At 71.1% G+C, this 22033-nt stretch carries 24 protein-coding genes, 2 tRNA genes and 1 other RNA gene; 19 read left to right on the top strand and 8 right to left on the bottom strand.

Going from position 1 to position 22033, the window contains the following annotated elements; all coding sequences use genetic code 11:
- The 17 genes from prfB (at nucleotide 1) to KZJ41_RS17940 (ending at nucleotide 12246) form a co-directional block, all read left to right on the top strand.
- Entirely contained in the window at nucleotides 1-1125 is a 1125-nt protein-coding gene (prfB, locus tag KZJ41_RS18020; RefSeq protein WP_029544529.1) for a peptide chain release factor 2, read from the top strand.
- 78 nt (nucleotides 1126-1203) lie between these two features.
- Nucleotides 1204-2031: a mechanosensitive ion channel family protein gene (locus tag KZJ41_RS18015; RefSeq protein WP_373566485.1), complete on the top strand. Its 828-nt coding sequence runs from the start codon at nucleotides 1204-1206 to the stop codon at nucleotides 2029-2031.
- Entirely contained in the window at nucleotides 2028-2468 is a 441-nt protein-coding gene (locus KZJ41_RS18010) for a hypothetical protein (protein WP_050035443.1), read from the top strand. The genes KZJ41_RS18015 and KZJ41_RS18010 overlap by 4 nt, the downstream gene beginning before the upstream one ends.
- Before the next feature lie 31 nt (nucleotides 2469-2499).
- Nucleotides 2500-3189, top strand: coding sequence for a cell division ATP-binding protein FtsE (gene ftsE, locus KZJ41_RS18005; RefSeq protein WP_029544525.1), 690 nt, complete (start codon nucleotides 2500-2502; stop codon nucleotides 3187-3189).
- A gap of 60 nt (nucleotides 3190-3249) precedes the next feature.
- Nucleotides 3250-4155, top strand: coding sequence for a permease-like cell division protein FtsX (gene ftsX / locus KZJ41_RS18000; RefSeq protein WP_006940612.1), 906 nt, complete (start codon nucleotides 3250-3252; stop codon nucleotides 4153-4155).
- A gap of 93 nt (nucleotides 4156-4248) precedes the next feature.
- Entirely contained in the window at nucleotides 4249-4722 is a 474-nt protein-coding gene (gene smpB, locus KZJ41_RS17995; RefSeq protein WP_006940611.1) for an SsrA-binding protein SmpB, read from the top strand.
- Nucleotides 4723-4730: 8 nt separating this feature from the next.
- Nucleotides 4731-5573 (top strand): DMT family transporter, encoded by an 843-nt coding sequence (locus tag KZJ41_RS17990; RefSeq protein WP_161996278.1) that lies wholly within the window; start codon nucleotides 4731-4733, stop codon nucleotides 5571-5573.
- A 101-nt stretch (nucleotides 5574-5674) separates the two neighbouring features.
- Nucleotides 5675-6043: a transfer-messenger RNA gene (gene ssrA / locus KZJ41_RS17985) on the top strand.
- 68 nt (nucleotides 6044-6111) lie between these two features.
- The gene (locus KZJ41_RS17980; protein ID WP_006940609.1) at nucleotides 6112-6465 is read left to right on the top strand and encodes a CrcB family protein; all 354 of its coding nucleotides are present in this window, start codon (nucleotides 6112-6114) and stop codon (nucleotides 6463-6465) included.
- Nucleotides 6462-6806 (top strand): fluoride efflux transporter CrcB, encoded by a 345-nt coding sequence (gene crcB / locus KZJ41_RS17975; protein ID WP_006940607.1) that lies wholly within the window; start codon nucleotides 6462-6464, stop codon nucleotides 6804-6806. Before KZJ41_RS17980 ends, crcB begins: the two co-directional genes overlap by 4 nt.
- 78 nt (nucleotides 6807-6884) lie before the next feature.
- Nucleotides 6885-8519: a phosphoglucomutase (alpha-D-glucose-1,6-bisphosphate-dependent) gene (gene pgm, locus KZJ41_RS17970; protein ID WP_029544519.1), complete on the top strand. Its 1635-nt coding sequence runs from the start codon at nucleotides 6885-6887 to the stop codon at nucleotides 8517-8519.
- 61 nt (nucleotides 8520-8580) lie between these two features.
- On the top strand, nucleotides 8581-9789 hold the full coding sequence (locus KZJ41_RS17965; protein ID WP_006940603.1) for an MFS transporter: 1209 nt from the start codon (nucleotides 8581-8583) through the stop codon (nucleotides 9787-9789).
- A gap of 26 nt (nucleotides 9790-9815) precedes the next feature.
- A complete protein-coding gene (locus KZJ41_RS17960; RefSeq protein WP_006940600.1) occupies nucleotides 9816-10304 on the top strand; it encodes a MauE/DoxX family redox-associated membrane protein in 489 nt (162 codons plus the stop codon).
- Nucleotides 10305-10341: 37 nt separating this feature from the next.
- Nucleotides 10342-11088 (top strand): DsbA family protein, encoded by a 747-nt coding sequence (locus KZJ41_RS17955; RefSeq protein WP_006940599.1) that lies wholly within the window; start codon nucleotides 10342-10344, stop codon nucleotides 11086-11088.
- 137 nt (nucleotides 11089-11225) lie between these two features.
- Nucleotides 11226-11301: transfer RNA gene (locus KZJ41_RS17950), tRNA-Ala, on the top strand.
- A gap of 77 nt (nucleotides 11302-11378) precedes the next feature.
- Nucleotides 11379-11451 (top strand) — tRNA-Ala (locus KZJ41_RS17945).
- A 378-nt stretch (nucleotides 11452-11829) separates the two neighbouring features.
- On the top strand, nucleotides 11830-12246 hold the full coding sequence (locus KZJ41_RS17940; protein ID WP_029544516.1) for a hypothetical protein: 417 nt from the start codon (nucleotides 11830-11832) through the stop codon (nucleotides 12244-12246).
- Here the strand turns inward: KZJ41_RS17940 and KZJ41_RS17935 are convergent, their stop codons facing one another.
- Genes KZJ41_RS17935 through KZJ41_RS17910 form a run of 6 tightly spaced genes read right to left on the bottom strand, consistent with a single transcriptional unit; the run spans nucleotide 12247 to nucleotide 18058 of the window.
- On the bottom strand, nucleotides 12247-13749 hold the full coding sequence (locus KZJ41_RS17935) for a long-chain fatty acid--CoA ligase (protein WP_065922421.1): 1503 nt from the start codon (nucleotides 13747-13749) through the stop codon (nucleotides 12247-12249). It lies immediately after the preceding gene.
- Entirely contained in the window at nucleotides 13742-14527 is a 786-nt protein-coding gene (locus tag KZJ41_RS17930) for an IclR family transcriptional regulator (protein ID WP_050035440.1), read from the bottom strand. The genes KZJ41_RS17935 and KZJ41_RS17930 overlap by 8 nt, the downstream gene beginning before the upstream one ends.
- 34 nt (nucleotides 14528-14561) lie before the next feature.
- Nucleotides 14562-15761: a cytochrome P450 gene (locus KZJ41_RS17925; protein ID WP_239010457.1), complete on the bottom strand. Its 1200-nt coding sequence runs from the start codon at nucleotides 15759-15761 to the stop codon at nucleotides 14562-14564.
- A gap of 25 nt (nucleotides 15762-15786) precedes the next feature.
- Nucleotides 15787-16764 carry a PDR/VanB family oxidoreductase gene (locus KZJ41_RS17920; protein WP_050035439.1) on the bottom strand — a complete coding sequence of 326 codons (978 nt, stop codon included), beginning with the start codon at nucleotides 16762-16764 and terminating at the stop codon, nucleotides 15787-15789.
- Between the two features lie 10 nt (nucleotides 16765-16774).
- On the bottom strand, nucleotides 16775-16993 hold the full coding sequence (locus tag KZJ41_RS17915; protein ID WP_006940590.1) for a hypothetical protein: 219 nt from the start codon (nucleotides 16991-16993) through the stop codon (nucleotides 16775-16777).
- A gap of 3 nt (nucleotides 16994-16996) precedes the next feature.
- Nucleotides 16997-18058: an aromatic ring-hydroxylating dioxygenase subunit alpha gene (locus KZJ41_RS17910; RefSeq protein ID WP_185712827.1), complete on the bottom strand. Its 1062-nt coding sequence runs from the start codon at nucleotides 18056-18058 to the stop codon at nucleotides 16997-16999.
- 218 nt (nucleotides 18059-18276) lie between these two features.
- Between KZJ41_RS17910 and KZJ41_RS17905 the strand changes: the two genes are divergently transcribed.
- Nucleotides 18277-19638: an MFS transporter gene (locus KZJ41_RS17905; RefSeq protein ID WP_185712826.1), complete on the top strand. Its 1362-nt coding sequence runs from the start codon at nucleotides 18277-18279 to the stop codon at nucleotides 19636-19638.
- A 44-nt stretch (nucleotides 19639-19682) separates the two neighbouring features.
- Complete coding sequence (locus KZJ41_RS17900) at nucleotides 19683-20960, top strand: LuxR C-terminal-related transcriptional regulator (RefSeq protein WP_006940585.1); 1278 nt, start codon at nucleotides 19683-19685, stop codon at nucleotides 20958-20960.
- On the opposite strand, the gene KZJ41_RS17895 is transcribed toward KZJ41_RS17900, so the two are convergent.
- Nucleotides 20944-21492 carry a gluconokinase gene (locus KZJ41_RS17895; RefSeq protein WP_006940581.1) on the bottom strand — a complete coding sequence of 183 codons (549 nt, stop codon included), beginning with the start codon at nucleotides 21490-21492 and terminating at the stop codon, nucleotides 20944-20946. The genes KZJ41_RS17900 and KZJ41_RS17895 overlap by 17 nt on opposite strands.
- Before the next feature lie 58 nt (nucleotides 21493-21550).
- Nucleotides 21551-21865, bottom strand: coding sequence for a WhiB family transcriptional regulator (locus KZJ41_RS17890; protein WP_050035435.1), 315 nt, complete (start codon nucleotides 21863-21865; stop codon nucleotides 21551-21553).
- Nucleotides 21866-22033: the final 168 nt, after the last annotated feature.

Genomic DNA, 22033 nt, shown 5'->3' with positions numbered 1-22033 from the left:
GTGCATCCCGATGTTTCCGCAGACCTGGCCGAACTGGCGACCACCCTCGAGACCGTCGAGGCGGTTCTCGACGTGGACGAGCTGCGTCGGCGTATCGACGAACTCGAGCACCAGGCCGCCGACCCGGAGCTGTGGAACGACCAGGAGCACGCGCAGCAGGTCACCAGCCAGCTCTCGCACGCCCAGGGCGAACTGCGCCGCGTCGAGGAGCTGCGCTCCCGGCTCGACGACCTACCGGTGCTCTACGAACTCGCCGAGGGCGAGGAGGGTGAGGACCGCGCCGCCGCCATGGCCGACGCCGACGCCGAGCGGGCCGGCCTGCGCACCGACATCGAGGCGATGGAGGTGCGCACGCTCCTGTCCGGCGAGTACGACCAGCGCGACGCGCTGGTCAACATCCGCGCCGGCGCCGGCGGCGTCGACGCCGCGGACTGGGCCGAGATGCTCATGCGCATGTACATCCGGTGGGCCGACAAGCACGGCTACCCGGTCGAGGTGTACGACACCTCGTACGCGGAGGAGGCCGGCATCAAGTCCGCGACCTTCGCGATCAAGGCGCCCTACACGTACGGCACCCTGTCGGTCGAGATGGGCACCCACCGGCTCGTGCGGATCAGCCCCTTCGACAACCAGGGCCGCCGCCAGACGTCGTTCGCCGAGGTCGAGGTGCTGCCGGTCGTCGAGACCACCGACCACATCGACGTCGACGAGAACGACATCCGCGTCGACGTGTACCGCTCGTCCGGCCCGGGCGGGCAGTCCGTCAACACCACCGACTCCGCGGTGCGCCTGACCCACATCCCCACGGGTATCGTCGTCACCTGCCAGAACGAGAAGTCGCAGTTGCAGAACAAGGTTTCGGCCATGCGCGTGCTGCAGGCCAAGCTGCTCGAACGCAAGCGGCAGGAGGAGCGCGCGGAGATGGACGCGCTCAAGGGCGACGGCGGCAGCTCGTGGGGCAACCAGATGCGCTCCTACGTCCTGCACCCGTACCAGATGGTCAAGGACCTGCGCACCGAGTACGAGGTGAACAACCCGGCCGCCGTCCTCGACGGCGACATCGACGGGTTCCTCGAAGAGGGCATCCGGTGGCGCATGCGCGAGAACCAGAAGCAGAATCAATAACACGGCTACGGAGGATCCACCCTGTTTCCCGGTACCAGGCTCCTCGACTGGCTGTCGACCAGCGGTCTGCAGATCGCCCTGACCGTGCTCGGCGCTGTGCTCGTCGCGCGGTTCGTCAGCTGGACCGGCGGCCGCATCACCCGCCGCATCGACGAGACGTATCAGCAGTCCGACGCGCTGGTGCGCTCGGAGGTGACGAAACACCGGCACTCGGTGGCGCAGGTGATCACCTGGGTGGTCATCACGTTCGTCTACATCGTCGCCACCCTGAAGGTGTTCGACTACCTCGCGCTGCCCATCGGCAGCCTGGTGGCCCCCGCGACCGTCCTCGGCGCGGCGCTCGGCTTCGGCGCCCAGCGCATCGTCCAGGACATTCTCGCGGGATTCTTCATCATCACCGAACGGCAGTACGGGTTCGGTGACACGGTCCAGATCTCGGTCACCGGGGCCTCCGCCGACGCCGTCGGCACGGTCGAGGACGTCACCCTGCGCGTCACCAAGCTGCGCAACGCCGCCGGCGAGGTCATCACCGTGCCCAACGGGCAGATCAACAAGGCCGTCAACCTCTCCAAGGACTGGGCCCGTGCGGTCGTCGACGTGCCGATCCCGGTCACGGCCGACATCGCGGAGGTCAACGACATCCTGCACGAGGTCGGCGTCAATGCCTTCGAGGACGAGAAGCTGAAGGAACTGCTGCTCGACGAGCCCACCGTGATGGGCGTCGAGAGCCTCGAGGTCGACCAGGTCAGCGTTCGCATGGTCGCGCGCACCCTGCCCGGGAAGCAGTTCCAGGTGGGACGGGAACTGCGCGTGCGGGTCGCGCTCGCGTTGCGCCGGCAGGGCCTCACCGTCCATCCACAGCTCGACACGTCCACCCCGATCCACGGGATCGAGGCGGTGCGGTGAGCGAGCCTCGCAGGTTCCACATCCCGGACCACGTCTTCGGCGGCCGGCTGCGTACCGCCACCCTGGCCCTGTGCCTCGTGTGGCTGGGGCTGTGGGTGCTCTACCTGTACCTCAACCCGGAGGAGGAACAGGGCACGGCGACGGCGCCGCCGGGCGCGGTGGTCGTCAGCGAGACGCCGTACGTGCCGTACGTGCCCGAGCCCACCACCGCCGAACCGAGCCCCACGCCGACCAGTACGGAGCCGACCCCGACGACGACCACGCCGGCGCCGACCGGGACCGGATCCACGCCCGGCGGAGCGGGTTCGCGCACCGTTCCCGAGGCCCCGGCCCCGACGACCACGACGACTCAGCCCGGCCTGCGGCTGCCCGAGATTCCGATTCCCGGCCTCGGCGATTCGTCCCCCGCCGAACCTACCGGCGAGTCGGTTCCTTAGGTCACCGTCCGATAACGGCTAGCATGGCGGCGTGATCCGCCTGGAGAATGTGTCCAAGTCGTACAAGACGTCGACCCGGCCCGCCCTCGACAAGGTGAGCGTCGAGATCGACAAGGGCGAGTTCGTCTTCCTCATCGGCCCGTCCGGTTCCGGGAAGTCGACCTTCCTGCGGCTGCTCCTGCGTGACGACACGCCCACCTCCGGTGACATCCACGTGGCGGACTTCCACGTCAACCGCCTGTCGGCGCGCCGGGTGCCCAGGTTGCGGCAGAACCTCGGCTGCGTATTCCAGGACTTCCGGCTGCTGCAGCGCAAGACGGTGGCCGAGAACGTCGCGTTCGCGCTCGAGGTGATCGGCAAGCCCCGCTCGGTCGTCGCTCGCACCGTGCCCGAGGTGCTCGACCTCGTCGGCCTGTCCGGCAAGGCCGACCGCCTGCCCACCGAACTGTCCGGCGGCGAACAGCAGCGCGTCGCGATCGCCCGGGCCTTCGTGAACCGGCCCCTGGTGCTCATGGCCGACGAACCGACCGGCAATCTCGACCCGGACACCAGCCAGGACATCATGATGCTGCTCGAGCGCATCAACCGCACGGGCACCACCGTGCTCATGGCCACCCATGACCACCACATCGTCGACTCCATGCGGCGCCGCGTGGTCGAGCTCGATCTCGGTCGGGTCGTGCGCGACGAGGCGCGCGGCGTCTACGGCGTCGGTCGCTGACCGCGCTCTCCCGCTCCCATCGCTCTCGCCCCTCCGGCAACCGAAGGACTTCGACACTCCATGCGTGCCAGCTTCATCCTGAGCGAGGTCGTCACCGGCCTGCGCCGCAACCTGACCATGACCGTCGCGATGATCCTGACCACCGCGATCTCCCTCGGCCTGTTCGGCGCGGGTCTGCTCGTCGTGCAGATGGCCGACAAGACGCAGCAGATCTTCCTCGACCGGGTCGAGGTGCAGGTGTTCCTCACCGACGACATCTCGACCCTCGACCCCGACTGCGAACAGGACATCTGCCGCACCCTGCGCTCGGACCTCGAGAACACCCCGGCGGTGGTGTCGGTGCAGTACCTCAACCGCGAGGACGCCGTCGCCGACGCGACCGAGCGGGTCTTCAAGGACCAGCCGGAGCTCGCCGAGCTCGTCAGCGCCGAGAGCTTCCCGGCCTCGTTCAAGATCAAGCTCTCGGATCCCGACCGCTTCGGGGTGATCGAGGACCAGTTCGCCGTCCGTCCCGGCGTCGACAGCGTGCTCAATCAGAAGGACCTCGTCGAGCGGCTGTTCAGCGTGCTGGGCGGCGTCCGCAACGCCGCATTCGCGATCGCCACGGTCCAGGCGGTCGCTGCGATCCTGCTCATCGCGAACATGGTGCAGATCGCCGCGTTCACCCGCCGCACCGAGGTGGGCATCATGCGGCTGGTCGGCGCCACCCGCTGGTACACCCAGCTGCCGTTCCTGCTCGAGGCCGTCGTGGCGGCCGTGATCGGCGCGGCGCTGGCGATCGCGGGGTTGTTCGTCGCGAAGGGCGCCTTCGTCGACGAGGTGCTCTCGGAGGTCTACGAGGCCAACATCGTCGCCCGCATCTCCAACAGCGACGTGCTGCTGGTCTCGCCGATCCTGGTGCTGGTGGGCGTCGGCATGGCGGCCCTGACCGCCTACGTCACCCTGCGCCTGTACGTGCGTGAATAGCCGCGCGTCGGTGCGCGGGAATATCTCGTTGCGTCCGCTACCTATGCTGTACACAGATCTGTCGGACGCATCGAGGACCGGAGGGGCCCGAAAGTGAAGGAAAAGGGCCGCAAGGTCATCGCCACGAATCGCAAGGCACGGCACAACTACACCATTCTCGACACGTACGAGGCCGGAGTCGCGCTCCTGGGCACCGAGGTCAAGAGCCTGCGCGAGGGCAAGGCGTCGCTCGTCGACGCGTTCGCCACCGTCGACGACGGCGAGGTGTGGCTGCGCGGGCTGCACATCCCCGAGTACGGGCACGGCACGTGGACCAACCACGCGCCCCGGCGCACCCGCAAGCTGCTGCTGCACCGCCGGGAGATCGACAACCTCGTCGGCAAGACCCGCGAGGGCAACCAGACCCTGGTCCCGCTGTCGATGTATTTCTCCGACGGCAAGGTGAAGGTCGAATTGGCGCTGGCCAAGGGCAAGCAGGACTACGACAAGCGGCAGGACCTGGCCCGTCGCACCGCCGAGCGCGAGGTGACCCGCGAGCTCGGCCGGCGGGTGAAGGGCATGCGCTGACGGCGATCGTGCTCGCCCTGGTGGCCGCGGTCGGCTACGGGGTGAGCGACTTCCTCGGCGGGGTCGCGTCCCGCCGGGTGGCGGCGCTGCGGTTCGTGATCGTCTCGTACCCGCTGTCGCTGCTGCTGGTGCTCGCCGTCGCGCCGCTCGTGGGCGGCGACCTCACCCCCGAGTCCCTCGGCTGGGGTGCGGCGGCCGGTGTCGCCGGCGGGCTCGCGATCTGGTGGTTCTATCTCGCGCTCGCCGCGGGCCCGATGTCGGTGGTGTCCCCGCTCACCGCCGTGCTCGTGGCCGGTATCCCGGTGCTCGTCGGGATCGCGACGGGGGAGCGGCCCGGACCGGTCGCCTACGCCGGCATCGCGATCGCCCTCGTCGCCGTCGTGCTGGTCAGTCGCGAATCGAAGGAAGGCGTCGCCGGGGACGAGCAACCCCGATTCACCGCCACCGTGGCGTGGCTGACCGTCGGCTCCGGAGTCGCGTTCGCGCTGATGTTCGTCGCGCTGCACCGCGTCCCCGAGGGCACCGGCCTGTGGCCCCTCGGCATGTCCCGGCTCACGGCGACACTCGTCGTGTGGGCGGTGGCCCTGGGCGTGCGGCAGATGATCCGGCCGCCGAGCCGGGTCTATCCGCACATCATCGCGGTCGCGGTGCTGGACGTGATCGCCAACGGTGCGCTGATGTTCGCCTTCCAGGGCGGCATGCTGTCGCTGGTGAGCGTCATCGGCGCGCTGTACCCGGCGGCGACCGTGCTGCTGGCGATGGTCGTGCTGGGCGAGCGCATCGGGCGGGGCCAGATGACCGGAATGGTGCTCGCCCTCACCGCCGTCGGCATGATCACCGCGGCCGCCTGAGGGCTGTGAGCCACGTCATTCGCATCACGGTGGAAATGGGAATGACGGAGGGGGGTCCGCGCGTTAGAGTGGGTAGTCCTGCGAAGGCCGCAGGTACGTACGGGGCTGAACGGTTTCGACTGCGTACGTTGAGCTAGGGGAAGCGTGTCGGTGCAGGCAAGAGACCACCGTAAGCGTCGCTGCAAACCAATAAGCGCCGAGTCTACTCAGCGCGAGTACGCCCTCGCTGCCTAAGCGAGTGCGTCTCTGTCAGACCGGGTGTGCTCCCGCCCCGGATCCTGGCATCGACTAGGGAGCTCCACCGTACGGCTCGGTCGCGGAGCCGGACGGGACAACAAACAGCGACTGGGATCGTCATCTCGGCTTGTTCGCGGGACCGGGAGATCCAAGTAGAGACATAGCGAACTGCACACGGAGAAGCCCTGGCGAGGCGGCGGAGGACCCGGGTTCGATTCCCGGCAGCTCCACCGGAAACGCGAAGGACCCCGGCCACCCGGCCGGGGTCCTTCGCATATGCCGGACCTCTACGGTTACCGGCATGGAGTACAAGCCGACGGCCGTCGTCGCCGCGGGCGGCGCGGTGGGTGCCGTCACCCGATACGCGCTGTCCGTGCAATTCCCCGGCATCTGGACGATCGCGGCGATCAACATCGCCGGTTCGCTGCTGCTCGGCGTCGTCGCAGCAATGCTCGGTCCCGACCGGCTGTGGCGCCTGTTCCTCGGCGTCGGTGTGCTCGGCGGGTTCACCACCTTCTCCACGTTCGCCGTCGACGCGGTCCGCCACCCCGCGACTGCCGTCGTCTATGTGGCCGTGACGCTCGTGGGGGCACTCGCGGCGGCGCGCGCCGGCATGGCGGCCGGCGAGGCGTGGCGGCACCGGACGGCCCGATGACCGTCCTGCTCGTCGCCCTGGGCGGCGGTGCCGGAGCGGTCCTGCGCTATCTTGCCGGCCGGCACGTCCGCTCCTACCGCAGCGTCCCGGTGGCGACCCTGACCGTCAACGTCCTCGGTTGCCTGCTGCTCGGTGTGCTGTCCGGGGCTGCGCTCGCGCCCTCGACGTTCGCGCTGCTCGGCACGGGGTTCTGCGGGGGCCTGACCACCTACTCGACGTTCGCCGTCGAGACGGTCGGTCTCGTCCGGGTGCGCCGCCCGGTCACCGCGACGGTGTATGCGGCGGTGAGTGTGCTCGCCGGCACGGCCGCGGCCTGGGCCGGGTATGCCCTCACGTCCTGAACGACGGCGATCGGCGCGCGCCGGGCACGCCGGGCGGGCAAGATGAGCAGGGCAAGGTCGGGTGGACGAGGAGGTCACATGGCGCACGAACGAGCGGGACAACCGGCGGCGGCGGAGGATCTGGAGGACCTCGCGCACCTGGTCACCGCGTACTACACGGTGACGCCGGACCCGCAGGATCCGATGCAGCAGGTGGCCTTCGGCACCTCCGGTCACCGCGGTTCCAGCCTCGACGGCGCCTTCAACGAGCAGCACATCCTCGCCACCACCCAGGCGATCGTCGAGTACCGGGCGGCGCAGCAGATCACCGGTCCGCTGTTCCTCGGCCGCGACACCCACGCGTTGTCGGAGCCGGCGTGGACGAGCGCACTCGAGGTGCTCGCCGCCAACGGCGTCGACGTGGTGATCGACGCTCGCGACCGCTACACGCCGACCCCGGCCGTGAGCCACGCGATCCTGCGGCACAACGCCGGCGCTGGATCCGGTGCCCGCGCCGACGGCATCGTCGTCACCCCGTCGCACAATCCACCCCGCGACGGCGGCTTCAAGTACAACCCGCCGCACGGCGGGCCCGCCGACACCGATGCGACGTCGGCGATCGCGGCGCGCGCCAACGAACTGCTCGCCGCGGGGCTGAACGGGGTGCGCCGGGTGCCCGCCGTCCGGGCGCTCGCCGACGCCGGCCGGCACGATTTCCTCGCCGCCTACATCGACGACCTGCCGAACGTCGTGGATCTCGACGCCGTCCGCGACGCCGGGTTGCGCGTCGGCGCCGATCCGCTCGGCGGCGCCAGCGTCGACTACTGGGGCGAGATCGCCGAGCGGCACCGGCTGGACCTGACCGTCGTCAACCCGCTCGTCGACGCCACCTGGCGGTTCATGACCCTCGACACCGACGGCAGGATCCGGATGGACTGCTCGTCGCCCAACGCGATGGCGTCGCTGATCGGCGCCCGCGACCGCTACGACCTGGCGACCGGCAACGACGCCGACGCCGACCGGCACGGCATCGTCACCCCCGACGGGGGGCTGATGAACCCGAACCACTACCTCGCGGTCGCCATCGACTACCTGTACCGGCACCGGTCCGGATGGTCGGCCGAGGCGAAGGTCGGCAAGACCCTCGTGAGCTCGTCGATGATCGACCGCGTGGCCGCGGGCCTGGGCCGGGGTCTGCTCGAGGTGCCCGTGGGCTTCAAGTGGTTCGTTCCCGGCCTGCTCGACGGCAGCCTCGGCTTCGGTGGAGAGGAGAGCGCCGGCGCCTCCTTCCTGCGGCGCGACGGCTCGGTGTGGACCACCGACAAGGACGGCATCCTGCTGGCCCTGCTCGCGTCCGAGATCACCGCCGTGACCGGCACGACCCCCTCCCGGCGCTACGCCGAGCTCGCCGAGCGCTACGGCGACCCGTCGTACGCCCGGGTCGACGCGCCCGCGACGCGCGAGCAGAAGGCCGTCCTGGCGAAGCTCTCGCCCGACCAGGTCGACGCCACCGAACTCGCCGGCGAGCCGATCACCGCGACCCTCACCGCCGCGCCGGGCAACGGTGCCGCGCTCGGGGGCCTGAAGGTCACGACGGAGAACGCGTGGTTCGCGGCCCGGCCCTCCGGCACCGAGGACGTGTACAAGATCTACGCCGAATCGTTCCTCGGCCCGGAGCATCTCGCCCGCGTCCAGGACGCGGCGCGGGACCTGGTGTCCCACGTCCTCGGCTGAGCCCGCACCGGCGGGACGCGCCCGCCCTCCCGGTCGTGCGCGTCGCTAACATCAGGCCATCATGCGAACACGCGACGCCGCCCTGCCGCGGGAGATCTGGGTCCTGGTCAGCGCGGCCTTCGTCATCGCCCTCGGTTTCGGTCTCGTCGCACCCGCGCTGCCGCAGTTCGCGCGCAGCTTCGGGGTGGGGGTCACCGCGGCGTCCGTCGTCATCTCGGCGTTCGCGGCGATGCGCCTGCTGTTCGCCCCCGCGAGCGGAAACCTCGTGCAGCGGCTGGGGGAGCGGCCGGTGTACACCGCCGGTGTGCTCATCGTAGCGCTGTCCACCGGCGCCTGCGCCTTCGCGACGGACTACTGGCAGCTGCTGCTGTTCCGGGCGCTCGGCGGCATCGGCTCCACCATGTTCACCGTCTCGGCGCTCGGGTTGCTGATTCGCATCTCGCCGCCGAACGCGCGGGGCCGGGTGTCGGGGCTCTACGCGACGAGCTTCCTGCTCGGCAACATCGGTGGCCCCCTCGCCGGGGGCGCCCTGGTCGGGCTGGGCCTGCGGGCACCGTTCCTCATCTATGCGGTGGCGCTGCTCGTCGCGGCGGCGGTCGTGTTCGTGAGCCTGCGTCACTCCGCGCTTGCCGTGCCGGACTCCGGCGGCGCCATGCCGGTGATGCGGCTGCGGGAGGCTCTGCGGTCGCCGGTGTACCGGGCCGCGCTCGGGTCGAACTTCGCCAACGGCTGGGTCGTCTTCGGCGTGCGGGTGGCGATGGTGCCGCTGTTCGTCGTGGAGGTCCTCGGGCGCGATGCCGGCCTCGCCGGGGTGGCACTGACGGTGTTCGCCGTGGGCAATGCCCTGGTCCTGATGGTCTCCGGGCGGTTGTCCGACCGGTTCGGCCGCCGCCCGTTCGTCCTGCTGGGGCTGGTGGTGTGCGGGACCAGCACGATCGCGATGGGCCTCACCACGAACCTCGCGCTGTTCTTCGCGACGTCGCTGCTGGCCGGCGTCGGGTCCGGCCTGATGAACCCGGCCCAGCAGGCGTCCGTCGCCGACGTGGTCGGCAGCAGGGCGCGCGGGGGCCCGGTGCTGGCGACGTTCCAGATGACCGCGGATGTGGGGGCGGTGATCGGACCGGTCGCCGCCGGGATCCTGGCGCAGCAGGTGTCGTACGGGGCCGCCTTCGCCGTGACCGGCGCCGTCATGCTGCTCGTCGCCGTGCCCTGGGCGCTGGCGCCGCGGCCCGCCCGGAAACCCACAGTGACCGAAGCCACGGAGATCTGACCCCAGTCGTCGGTACTGTCGAAGGGGTGTGGATTCCCCTGTTCAGCCTGATCGCCCGGCTCGGTCTCGCTGCCGTGTGGCTGATCTCCGGATGGATCAAGTTCGCCGATCCGTCACAGACCGTCGTGGCCGTCCGCGCATACCAGTTGTTGCCCGAGGCGCTCGTACGGCCCGTTGCGGCCGGTCTGCCGATCCTCGAACTCGTGCTCGGCCTGCTGCTGCTGATCGGACTCGCGGTGCGCGCCGCAGCGGTCGTGGGCGCGGCTGCGCTGCTGACCTTGATCGCGGTGATCGCCTCGGTCTGGGCCCGCGGCCTGTCCATCGACTGCGGATGCTTCGGCGGCGGTGGAGCGGCGGACGTGAACGGCTGGGACTACGCCGGGGAGATCGCACGAGACCTCGGCTTCCTCGCCCTGGCCGGGTGGTTGACGGTGTTCCCACGCAGTCCGTTCGCGCTCGGTCTCGGCTCACGGGCGAGGCTCTCAGCACGCACTCAGCCCGCGATGGCAGAGTGATCCCGCATCGATCCCCGAGCAGCGAAGGGCAGATTCCGTGAGCGCGAAGAAGGTCAAACCGGTCAAGTACACGCCGGAGCCGACGTCGAGCAAGTCCACCTTCATCCTCGGCGGCATCGCGGTCCTGGTCATCGCGGTGCTGGTCATCGGGGGGGTGTTGTGGCAGTCGAACCGGGGCAAGGCGCGCAACGAGGGCTACGGGACGGTGCAGAACACCGCGGTGCAGGTGGAGCTGCAGGATGACGGTGTCATCGTGCTCGGTCTTCCCGACGCCGCGACCACGATCGACCTGTTCGAGGATCCGCTGTGTCCGTACTGCGCCGAGCTCGAGCACAAGCACGGCCAGGAACTCGCGCAGGCGGTCGACGCCGGCGACGTCGCCGTGCGGTACCACATGCTCGCGTTCCTCGATCAGCTCTCCGCGAGCGGCGACTACTCGACCCGCGCGGTCGCGGCCGGCCAGTGTGTCGCCCAGACCGGTGATGCGACGGCGTTCTCCGCGTTCCACGCCGCGTTGCTCTCGCCGGAGAACCAGCCCGCCGAGCGGAGCGACAGCGACCTCACCAACGCCGAGCTGGCACAGATGGCGCGGGACGCCGGGGCGTCCGACGAGGCGGCGCAGTGCGTCGCCGACGGCGCGCGCGTCGAGCAGGCCGCCGTCGACGCGGAGGCGGGACGGCAGGCGCTCGCGGCGGCGGGCGCGTCCGGCACCCCCGCGGTGGTGCACAACGGCACGGTGATCGACGCCCTCGGCAACGACAACTGGGTGGCCGAACTCGGCTGAGGCGGCGGCGGTGGTCGGCCGTCCGACCACCGTCGCCCGCACTGTCGCCGCTGACCAGGCGATTTGTTGTCGTCGACGGCGATGGTGTAATTTTCTTCTCGCACCGGGGAGTGAATCCCGGGTGACGATCCAAGTACGGGGCTATGGCGCAGCTGGTAGCGCACCACACTGGCAGTGTGGGGGTCAGGGGTTCGAGTCCCCTTAGCTCCACCATCACCGCGAGAGGCGAGAGTGAATGCTCTCGCCTCTCGTCGTGAGAGGCCACCGCGGGTGGCCCGATTGTTCTGCACGGGGCTATGGCGCAGCTGGTAGCGCACCACACTGGCAGTGTGGGGGTCAGGGGTTCGAGTCCCCTTAGCTCCACTCCCTCCGGCTCTCTCCGGATTCTTCTCCCACCGCGGCGGCCCCCTTCTCCGGGCAATGCCGACATTTTTCACCCTCGGAACCTGCTCCACGCTCTCGTCCGGCGGCGCACACTGTGAGGGATCGCTTCGAAAACGGGAGAGGTGAGCTGTCGTGTCCGAAGGTTCGAGCGTTACCCCGGGTTCTCCAACCGGTGCGGGTGCCACGGCCGGTGCAGGTTCGACGGCCGGCACAGGTTCGACGGCTGGTGCAGGTGCCACCGCCGGTGCAGGTTCCACGGCAGCGGCGGGTGCGTCCGCGCGCCACGGTGGTGGTGCCCACGAGGCCGGCGGCCCCGCCGCGGTCCGCCACGACAGTGGACCTGCAACGGGGTCCGGCCTGAAGCAGGGCTTCGCCGCGGGCACGTCGATCGCGGCCGGCATCCTGCTCGCGACGGTCGGCGTCCTGCAGGTTCTGCAGGGCATCGCCGCGATCGCCAAGGACGACATCATCGTGGTCGGCCAGGAGTACACCTTCTCCTGGAGCGTCTCGGCGTGGGGCTGGGTGCATCTGATCCTGGGCATCCTCGTGGCCGTGATCGGTCTCGCTCTCGTCACGGGAGCCACGTGGGCGCGCGTCGCCGCGATCGTCATCGCGGCGCTGTCGATCATCGCGAACTTCCTGTGGTTGCCCTACTACCCGGGATGGTCGCTCGCGATCATCGCGATCGACGTGGTGGTGATCTGGGCGGTGTCCACCTGGGACGCCGATCGCACCTGGGACGCCGGTCGCACCGAGCCGGGCTACCGCCCCTGATCAACCCTCGTACAGCCGGCGCACCACCTCGGCGCAGCGCGCGAGCACCCGCTCCCGCAGCGGGCGTCCGTGCGCGTCGACCTCCGTGGGCGGCAGCGGTGCGGGCAGCACGGTGAACCGGCGGATGCGTTCCCAGCGGCCGAGCTCCGCATTGAGCCGGGCGACGGCGGCCGCGGCCTCGGCCGGGGGGATCGCCCGGCCCGAGGTGGGGACCACCAGTCCTACGCAGTAGGGGCGGTGCTCGCCCACCACGACGAGGTCCGCGCCGGGCAACAGTGCCCGGAACCGGCGTGCGACGGCGACCGGCGCGACGTACTTGCCGGTGGAGGTCTTGAACACCTCCTTCTTGCGGGCGCGCAGGGTGACGAAACCGTCGTCGTCGACGACGGCGCGATCGCCGGTGTGGAACCACCCGTCGCGGTCGAGGACCGCGGCGGTGCGCTCGGCGTCGTCGTGGTATCCGGACATGACGGCGGGGCTGCGGACGAGCAGTTCCCCGTCGGCGGCGATGCGCACCTGCGTGCCGGGCAGCGGCCGGCCCATGGAACCGAGGCGCCGGCTGTCCGGGCGGTTGACGCAGCACGGACCCGCGGTCTCGGTGAGGCCGTATCCCTCGAGTGCCGGCACGCCGGCCCCTTCGAACCACTCGGCCAGCGGACGGTCGAGCCGCGCCGAGCCGGAGATCACGAACCGCAACCGGCCCAGATCCGCGGCACCGGACTCCACGCCGGCGCGGATCTTGCCCAGCACGTGGGGAACGGACCCGAGGAATGTCGGCCGGACCTCGCCGAGGCGCTGCACGACCCGATCGGCACGGCCGTCGACGATCGTCGGCACGCCCAGGTGCACGCCCACGAACAGCAGCGCACGTCCGAAGACGTGGGAGAGCGGCAGCCACAGCAGTTGCAGGTCCGAGGGCGTGAGCATGCCCAGGCGGGCCATGGCCCGGGCCTCGTAGGTGACGGCGGCGTGCGGCAGGCACGCGCCCTTGGCGGTGCCGTCGGAGGCGGAGGTGTAGATCAGGGTGGCCAGGTGGTCGGGCGTCACGCCCGCGATGCGGGCCGCGACCGCTCCGGGATCGGCGGCCAGGAGCCGTCGGCCCTCGGCCTCGAGTTCGCCGAGCCGGTCCAGGTGCAGCACCGGCGCGGTGGGCAGCGGCCGGTCGGTGAAGGTCAGCACGCTGCCCGAGTGCCGGAGCAGTGCCACCACCTCCGTCGGCGGGGTGGCGGGATAGACCGGCACGGTGACCGCCCCGGCGCACACGATCGCGAGGTCGGCGAGGATCCACTCGTAGCTGGTGGCGGCGCAGACGGCGACGTGCGCGCCCGGGCGAATTCCACGGCCGATCAACCCGGCGGCGAGGGCGGTGACCCGGCCGGCCACCTCGGTCCACGACACGCTCGTCCAGTCGTCGCCGCTGGGGTGCCGGAATGCCTCCGCGTAGGGCGTGCGGGCCACCCTGTCGAGCAGCAGCCGCGGCACGGTGCGGGCCGGTTCACCCATCGCTGCTCGTCAATCCGCCGGGCCGCAGGGAGCGGCCGATCGCGCGGGCCGCGGTGCGGACCAGTTGGGACAGTGCGGTGACCTGCGCGGTGTCCGCGGCGGCGACGATCGACAGCGCCGCGATCGCGACGCCGGGCCGCTCGAAGATCGGTGCGGCCACGGAGACCGCCTCCATCGTCACCTGCCGGTCGCTCACCGCGATCTCGGAGCGGCGTACCTCGGCCAGGACCCGGCGCAGCTCGGCGGGGGAGGTGAGGGTGCGTTCGGTGAACCGCTCCAGCGGCCGGGCCAGCACCTCCTCCTGAACGGAGCGCGGTGCGAACGCGAGCAGCACGAGTCCCAGGCCGGACGCGTGGATGGGAAAGGGGCTGCCGACCCGGGTGAGGGTCTTCACCGCCCGCTGACCGCGCAGGCGTTCGACGAACACCACTTCGGTCCCCTCACGCACACCGAGCTGCACGTTCTCCTGGGTGATCTGCGACAGGTCCTCCATCACGGGCAGCGCCAGCTCACGCAGCAGCGTGCCGCGCGGCGCGAGCGCCGCGACCTGCCACAGCCGGAGGCCGATGCTGAATCGGCCGGACGAGTCGCGTTCCAGCGCGCCCCACTCGGTGAGATCCCCGGCGAGCCGGTGCACCGTGGTGAGCGGCAGGCCGGTGCGCCGGGAAATCTCGCTCAGGGTCAGGTTGGGTTGCTCGCGCGTGAACGCCTCCAGGAGGGTGAGCGCGCGTACCGTGACGGAACCGGTGGCCGGGCGGGCGGCGCCGGTGGGGGTCACGGTGTGCTCACCCCTTCCTCGGGAACTGCTCCGGTCAGGCCGGTTCGACTCTGAGCGGAATGCTAGCCCAGCCCTTGAGCGTGTTGTTCGGTTGCGGCACCGGATCCCCGGCCGGTTCGATCCGCCGGATCCGCTGTGCCAGCGCGGTGAGCAGCACCTCGGCCTCGAGCCGCGCGATCGGCTGACCGACGCACTGGTGGATGCCCATGCCGAACGCGACGTGTCCGCCGGCGGAGCGGTGGATGTCGACGATGTGCGCATCGGGTCCCCATCGCCGTTCGTCGCGGTTGGCGGCGCCGAGGAACAGCAGGACCTTGCGGCCCTCGCCGATGGGGACGCCGGCCACCTCGGTGTCGGTGGAGGTGGTGCGGAAGAAGGTCTGCACGGGCGATTCCCAGCGCAGCGCCTCGTCGAATGCGAACTTCGAAAGCGCCGGCCGGGCGTGCAGCGCCTGCCACTGCCCGGGGAACCGCGTCATGGCGTAGACGGTGTTGGCGATGCCGTGAACGGTGGTGTCCACGCCGGCGGTGAGCAGGGATCGAACGAGCATAGGCGCCTGTTCGGCGGTGATGTCACCACGGTCGGCGGCCGCCCAGATCTGCGCGCCGAACCCGCCCGGCGCGAGATTCTCCCGCCGGCACGACTCCGCGACCCACTCCTGCGTCGGCCCGGACGCGGCGAGTGCCTTCTCCACGCGGTCGTTGCGGGGCCCGAAGGCGTTGAACGCCATGGCGCCGTACGGCAACAGATGCTCGCGGCCGTCCTCGCGGATCCCCACCGCGTCCGGGAACACCCGCAGGGGGAACACCTCGGCGAGATCGGTGACGGCGTCGAACTCACCGCGGGCCACGAGCGCGTCGGCCAGGGCGTCGGCCTCGGCCTCGAACCCGGCGCGTAGCGCGCGCACGGTGCGCGGCGAGACGACGGCCCCCATGGCCGCCCGCACCACCGTGTGGTCCGGCGGGTCGGCCTCGAGCAGCAGGCTCGGGGTACGCCACGGCGTCTCGTGGGCGAAGTCGGCGAGGCCGACCCCTCGTCCGGAGACGAAGGTGCGCCAGTCGGTGAGGCAGGCGTGGACCTCCTCGAACCTGCCCGTCGCGTACACGTCGTATCGGGGCAGGTACACCACCGGTCCGGCGGCGCGCAGCCGGGCGTGGAACTCGTACGGGTCGGCGAGGACGGCGTCGTCGAACGGGTCGTCGTCGAGGGTGGGCGGGTGCATTGCGACGGTCACGGCGGTCACCTCGGGATTCGGGCAGTCAGAGTTCGAGAACCAGGCGGGGGCAGGCGGCGCGGGACACGCAGATCAGCATGGTGTCGTGCGCGGCCTGTTCTTCGGGGGTCAGCAGGGAGTCGCGGTGGTCCACCGTGCCGGCGAGCACGGTGGTCTCGCAGGTGCCGCAGGTACCTTCGCGGCAGGACGAGAGCACCTGCACACCCGCGGCGGCGACGGCGTCCAGGACGCTCTCGTCGGGCGCGACGGTGACGGTGGTACCGCTCAGGGCCAGCTCCACCTCGAAGCCGTCCGAGCGCACCGGAGCGGACTGTTCCTTCGCGGCGAACCGTTCGATCCGCAGCGACCCGGCGGGCCGGTCGGCGCAGGCGGTGGTGACGGCGTCGAGCAGCCCGGCGGGGCCGCAGCAGTAGACGAGGGTGCCGGGACGCGGGTCCCCGAGCAGCGACGGCAGATCGAGCGGGCCCCGTTCGTCCTGCGGCACGAGGGTGACCCGGCCCGGGTAGCGGGTGACGAGGTCGTCGGCGAACGCCATCGAGGCGCGGCGGCGGCCGCCGTAGACGAGGGACCAGTCGGCGCCGGCCGCCTCGGCCGCGGCGATCATCGGCACTATCGGGGTGATCCCGATCCCGCCGGCGAGGAAGAGGTAGCGCGGCGCCGGGGCGAGGTCGAAGTTGTTGCGGGGTCCGTGAACGCGGACGCGGTCACCGACGGCGAGTTTGTCGTGCACGTACTGCGAGCCGCCGCGGCCGTCGGCCTCGCGCAGGACGGCGATGCGCCACGTCCCGGTGTCGGCCGGGTCGCCGCACAGCGAGTACTGACGGACGAGGTCCTCGTCGAGCACGAGATCGATGTGCGCGCCGGGACTCCACGGCGGCAGGGGCTCGCCGTCCGGGTGCCGCAGGCGCAACGCGACGACGCCGTCCGCGGGTTCCGTCCGCTCGACGATTTCGAGGTCGGTGCCGAATTCGTTTGCCGGGGAGTTGTTTTCCGGAAATGTCATGGTCGGGTCCTTACGCGTGAGCGACTTCGCGGGTCGGTTCGGGCGGCCGGGGGAGGGCGTCGGCGTGGCCGACGGGATGAGCGAGCAGCCAGTCCCACAGCGTGACGGGATCCTCGGCGACGTGCCGGGCACCGCAATGGCACGTTCCCTCGAGGCGGTCGGAGCCGGGCAGCCACACGACGCGCATCACGTTGGGCCCGCGCAGCATCCGGTTCGGTTGCGAGGACATCGGTTACCTCGTCTCGGCGAGGGTGCCGCCCGCCGTCATCGCCTGCAGGATCCGCCGCGCGGCCAGAGCGCCGGCGTCGATGTTGATGCTCAGTTCCTGGTACCCCTCTGGTTCGGTGGCGAGCACCTGTTCGAGCCGGTCGAGCGCGACGACGTCCTGCAGCACGACGGTGCGGTTGTTCTCGCGCAGGAACTCGGTGACCTTCTCGTCCTCGAGCGCAAAATCCCTTGCCACCGACCAGAAATCGTGAGTGGAGTGTTCGGTCTCCGGGGTGATCGCGTAGACCACCTCGACGTGGAACGCGTCGCTGTCGAGTCCGGTCTCGGGCGGCAGCACGCCGACGGGCGCGATCCGGCTGTGCAGCAGGTACAGGCACGGCGGGTGGTACTCGATGTCCTGCCACCGGGTGATGCGGCCCTCGAGGCCGGTCGATTCGGCGTAGAAGGGCGGGCATTCCGCGTCGGCGATGTGCCGGGAGACATAGACGATCCCGGCCTCGTCGTCGACCTCGGTGGTGATGGGGGTCTCGGCCACCTCGGGGGTGCCGATGTAGCCGCCGTGCAGGTACGTCTCGTGGGAGAGGTCCATCAGGTTGTCGACGAGCAGGCTGTAGCGCGCCCGCAGCGGCTCCATGCCCGAGGCCACGGCGTAGCCGGGCGCGTCGAGCCACGGCGCCCGGGGGATGCGGGTCGGATCGGGCTCGGCCGGACGGTCCGGGTCGGCGATCCAGATCCACACGAACGAGTCCTGCTCGACCACCGGGTACGACTTCAGTCGCGCGGTGCGGGGCACCCGCTTCTGGCCCGGCACGGCCACGCAGCCGCCGTCGGGCCCGTAGGTGAAGCCGTGGTAGCCGCATACGACCGTGTCGCCCGCGAGGCGGCTCGGCGCCTGCGAGAGCGGGAAGCGGCGGTGCACGCACCGGTCCGACATTGCGGTGACCTCACCGGATTCGGTGCGCCAGAACAGGATCGGCTCGTCGCAGATGGTCCGGGCGAACAGTTCCCGGTCGATCTCGCGGCCGTAGGCGGCCACATACCACTGGTTCCGGGCGATCTTCGTCATGGTTGTCTCGTCTCCACGGGGATGGTTCCGGTCCGAGCGACCGGCGGATGCCTCCACCGTGACGGGCGGCACGTGACGGGCGCCACCCGACTTCCGGATGGCGGAAAGTCGGTCCCCGCCCTTCCGATATCCGGAAGGAGGGTGGATTCGTTGTGATCCGATCCATCACGCTCCTCGCAGGTGACTCGCCTCACATCCTTCGAACAGGGGCCCGATACATGGCAATCGATCTACGTGAACGCATCGACACCAGCCCGATGACGCGCTTCCAATGGGGCGCGGTGGCGATCTGCGTGCTGCTCAACGTCCTCGACGGCTTCGACGTGCTCGTCATGGCCTTCACCGCCCAGTCGGTGTCCCAGGAGTGGGGCCTGTCCGGTTCGGCGCTCGGCCTGCTGCTCAGCGCAGGCCTGTTCGGCATGGCCGCGGGCTCGCTGTTCCTCGCGCCGTGGGCCGACACGATCGGCCGCCGCGGCATGATCCTGCTCTGCCTGGGGATCGCGTCGATCGGCATGCTTGCCTCCGCGGTCAGCCAGAGCGCCCTGCAGCTGGGGCTGCTGCGCGCCCTCACCGGCGTCGGCATCGGGGGAATCCTCGCCAGCAGCAACGTCATCGCCAGCGAGTACGCCTCCAACCGGTGGCGCGCGCTGGCGGTGAGCCTGAACTCCACCGGCTACGCCGTCGGCGCCACCGTCGGCGGCATCATCGCCGTCGTGCTGCAGAACTCCTACGGATGGCGATCCGTGTTCCTGTTCGGCGGCGTCTGCACCGCGGTGATCATCCCGGTCGTGTACCTCCGCCTGCCCGAATCCCTCGACTTCCTGCTCGCCCGGCGGCCCGCCCACGCCCTCGCCCGCATCAACGCGTTCGCGGTCCGCGCCGGGCACCAGCCGCTCGCCGCGCTGCCCGCGCCGCGACAGGCCGACGCTTCCGGGCCGCGGTCCGGCGTCAGGGTCGGCAGCCTCCTCGCACCGCGGCAGCGTCGCTCGACGCTGCTCGTCTGGGCCGCGTTCTTCCTGACCATGTTCGCCTTCTACTTCGTGACGAGCTGGACGCCGAAGCTGCTCGTCGAAGCGGGCCTGTCGGCCGACCAGGGCATCACCGGGGGCGTGCTGCTGAACCTCGGCGGCATCTTCGGCGCAACGCTGCTCGGCGCGCTGTCCGCGCGATTCGCGCTGAAGCGGGTCCTGGCGTCGTACATGGTGATCGCCGGCGCTCTGCTCGTGGTCTTCGTCCCCGCCACTGTCGCGGTGGTCGTCGCATTCGCCCTCGGCGCCCTCATCGGCGTGTTCGTCAACGGGTGCATCGCGGGCCTGTACGCGATCACGCCCTCGGTGTATGCGCCGTCGGTGCGGGCGACTGGCGTCGGCTGGGGCATCGGCGTCGGCCGGCTCGGGGCCATCGCCTCGCCGATCGTCGCCGGTGCGCTGCTCGACCTGCACTGGTCGCCCACCCAGCTCTACCTGCTCGTCGCCGGCGCCCTCGTGCTCGCCGCCGTCGCCGTGGGACGGCTGCGGTTCGAGGCGCACACCGCCGACGCCCGGTCCGCCGACACACCCGCCTCGGTGGCCACACACTGATCGGCGGGGCCGGTCGCCGGGCCGCGCGCGCTATCGTGACCGGAGTGAACACCCCGATCCCGGCCCCCGACACGCTGATCACGAATCTGCGGGACGTACTGGTCGGGCCGCTCACCGAGATCGGCCAGCGCTTCTCGGCGCTGCTCACCGACCTGGTCCCGCACACCGCCCTGGTGATCTTCACGCGGGAATGCACCGGCCGGCCCCGCAAGGTGGCCGGCGACCCGGCGATCGTCGACCGCGTGACAATTGCCGAACTCGACCGCGTCCGAAGCGAACTCGCGACCGGGCAGATCCGTCGCGGCCCGGCCCGGATCGCGGGCCGGGACCGCGACGTGTGGGCGATCCTCGACGCCACCGACACGCTGCTCGTGCTCGTCCCGGGCGGTGCCCGCACCGGCTCGATTCCCCTCGAGCTGGTCCGGGCCCTGTTCGCCGTGGTGGCCACCGGCATCCAGCTGCAGGTCCGAAACGCCAGCCCGGCGTACCTCGCCGAATCCCGCGCCGCCTCCTCCGAACGCGCACGGACCGTTGCCGAGCTCACCGAGGCCCATGCGATGACGCTCGAGTCGATCCTCGCGACGCTGCGGTCGAGGGACCTCGACGACACCCGGGCCCGCATCACCGCACGCGAAACCGCCACCAATGCCCTCATCGGGCTGCGCTCGGCCGTCGACCGGCACCGCGAACTCGCCGAGGAGGCGGTGACCACCGCCTTCGCTAGGCTGCACGGTGAACTGCGCGGTCTGCTCCGGCACCGCGAGGTGGTCCTCGAGATGGTCGCCCCGCCGGTGGACGGGCGGGCGCTGCCGGGCGAGGTCGCGCATGCGGCCCGGGCCCTCGCCCGCGGCGCGGTCCTCGCGATGTCCGCGCAGGCGAACCTCGGCCGCGTCCGGGTCGCCTGGAACTGCGACGGAACCGACCTGCTGATCGACATCCGGGACGACGGTGACGGCGAGGCCGACGCCGCCGACCTCGCGCGGCAGCTACGGGACCGGGCCGAAACCCTCGGCGGCACCGTGGAGGCCGAGTCCACGCCCGGCTGGGGCTGCCGGGTCGCGGCCCGGCTACCGCTCGACATGCCCGCACCCGTGGCCGGCAGCCCCGCACTCGAGGCGCTGGCGGTCCTCGCGCCACGCGAGGTGGAGGTGCTCGAGCACCTTGTCGCGGGCCGGCGGAACCGGGTGATCGCCGAGCGGCTCGGTGTCAGCGAGTCGACGGTCAAGTTCCACGTGGCCTCGGTGCTCCGCAAGCTCGGGGTGAGCACCCGCGGCGAGGCGGCCGCGCTCGGCGCCGAGGCGGGGATCAAGGCCGCGGGCTGACGTCCGTCCCGCGCGTCCACTCGGCCGCCCGCGCCACGATCTCGGCGGCGACGTCGGCGGGCTCGGCGTCGATGCCGACGACGATCGCCGCCTCGTCGGGTTCGAGCGGCTCGAACGTGTCGAACTGCGAGTCCAGCAGGTCGGCCGGCATGTAGTGGCCGCGCCGCGTGCGGAGCCGTTCCCGGATCTGCTCGCGCGTGCCCGCCAGGTGCACGAAGACCACGTTCTCGCCGGCGAGGTCGTCCCGGTAGCGGCGGCGCAGCGCCGAGCACGTCACCACCCCCGGCCTGCCCCGGCCGGTGTGGTCCCGGATCCACGCGCCGACCGCCGCGAGCCACGGCGCCCGGTCCGCGTCGCTGAGCGGCCGGCCGGCGGCCATCTTCTCCACGTTGGCACGCGGATGCAGGTCGTCGCCCTCGAGCAGGTCCCATCCGGTGGCCTCGGCGACGAGTGCCGCGACGGTCGATTTGCCGGAGCCGGACACCCCCATGACGACGAGAATCGGCGGGCCGGGGTGGCCGGGTGAGTCCATTCGTGCCTCCCTGGTCGGCGCCTGCGCCTGCGCCGCGTCGCGGCGCAGGCGGGTCGCGTCAGCGCCCGAGCATGCCCCACCGGGCCGACCGATCCGCGGCGGCGCGACGCGAGCGGCGCTCGGACTCCGACATGCCACCCCAGATGCCGTACGGCTCACCGACTTCCAGTGCGTGGGTGCGGCAGCGCTCGAGAACCGGACACCGGGCGCAGACGAGCTTGGCGCGGTACTCGCGCAGTTCGCGTGCGCGGCCACGTTCCCCCTCGGGATGGAAGAAGGCCGACGACTCGTGGCCCCGGCACGCCGCGTGCAGCTGCCAGTCCCAGCTTTCGCTGCGGGGGTGGGGGAGGGTCACCGTGTTGGCGATCGACATTGCACTCCTCGGGCCTGCGAGGGGTCGCCTCGCCTGGACGCTGCGCCCTGTGAGGGCGGTCATACCGAAGCTTAGCCGGACTTCCGTACTCGATCAACGACACTTCGGCATTTCGGGGTCGAAAGTGCGGGACTGGTCTTTCGGTCAGGTCGATCCACTCCTTCGATC

This window comes from Rhodococcus sp. 11-3 (genome assembly GCF_023704055.1).
In the GTDB taxonomy this organism is placed as follows: domain Bacteria; phylum Actinomycetota; class Actinomycetes; order Mycobacteriales; family Mycobacteriaceae; genus Rhodococcus; species Rhodococcus aetherivorans.
This window is presented reverse-complemented; position numbering and strand designations above follow the sequence as displayed.

Excerpts from the sequence above, each read along its gene's own strand:
- KZJ41_RS17935 (WP_065922421.1), bottom strand. The coding sequence starts at position 13,749 with ATGGGTGAACCGGCCCGCACCGTGCCGCGGCTGCTGCTCGACAGGGTG.
- KZJ41_RS17895 (WP_006940581.1), bottom strand. The coding sequence starts at position 21,492 with ATGGACTCACCCGGCCACCCCGGCCCGCCGATTCTCGTCGTCATGGGG.
- KZJ41_RS17905 (WP_185712826.1), top strand. The coding sequence starts at position 18,277 with ATGGCAATCGATCTACGTGAACGCATCGACACCAGCCCGATGACGCGC.
- KZJ41_RS17920 (WP_050035439.1), bottom strand. The coding sequence starts at position 16,764 with ATGACATTTCCGGAAAACAACTCCCCGGCAAACGAATTCGGCACCGAC.
- pgm (WP_029544519.1), top strand. The coding sequence starts at position 6,885 with ATGGCGCACGAACGAGCGGGACAACCGGCGGCGGCGGAGGATCTGGAG.
- KZJ41_RS17915 (WP_006940590.1), bottom strand. The coding sequence starts at position 16,993 with ATGTCCTCGCAACCGAACCGGATGCTGCGCGGGCCCAACGTGATGCGC.
- crcB (WP_006940607.1), top strand. The coding sequence starts at position 6,462 with ATGACCGTCCTGCTCGTCGCCCTGGGCGGCGGTGCCGGAGCGGTCCTG.
- KZJ41_RS17890 (WP_050035435.1), bottom strand. The coding sequence starts at position 21,865 with ATGTCGATCGCCAACACGGTGACCCTCCCCCACCCCCGCAGCGAAAGC.
- ftsX (WP_006940612.1), top strand. The coding sequence starts at position 3,250 with ATGCGTGCCAGCTTCATCCTGAGCGAGGTCGTCACCGGCCTGCGCCGC.
- KZJ41_RS17910 (WP_185712827.1), bottom strand. The coding sequence starts at position 18,058 with ATGACGAAGATCGCCCGGAACCAGTGGTATGTGGCCGCCTACGGCCGC.
- KZJ41_RS17980 (WP_006940609.1), top strand. The coding sequence starts at position 6,112 with ATGGAGTACAAGCCGACGGCCGTCGTCGCCGCGGGCGGCGCGGTGGGT.
- KZJ41_RS17965 (WP_006940603.1), top strand. The coding sequence starts at position 8,581 with ATGCGAACACGCGACGCCGCCCTGCCGCGGGAGATCTGGGTCCTGGTC.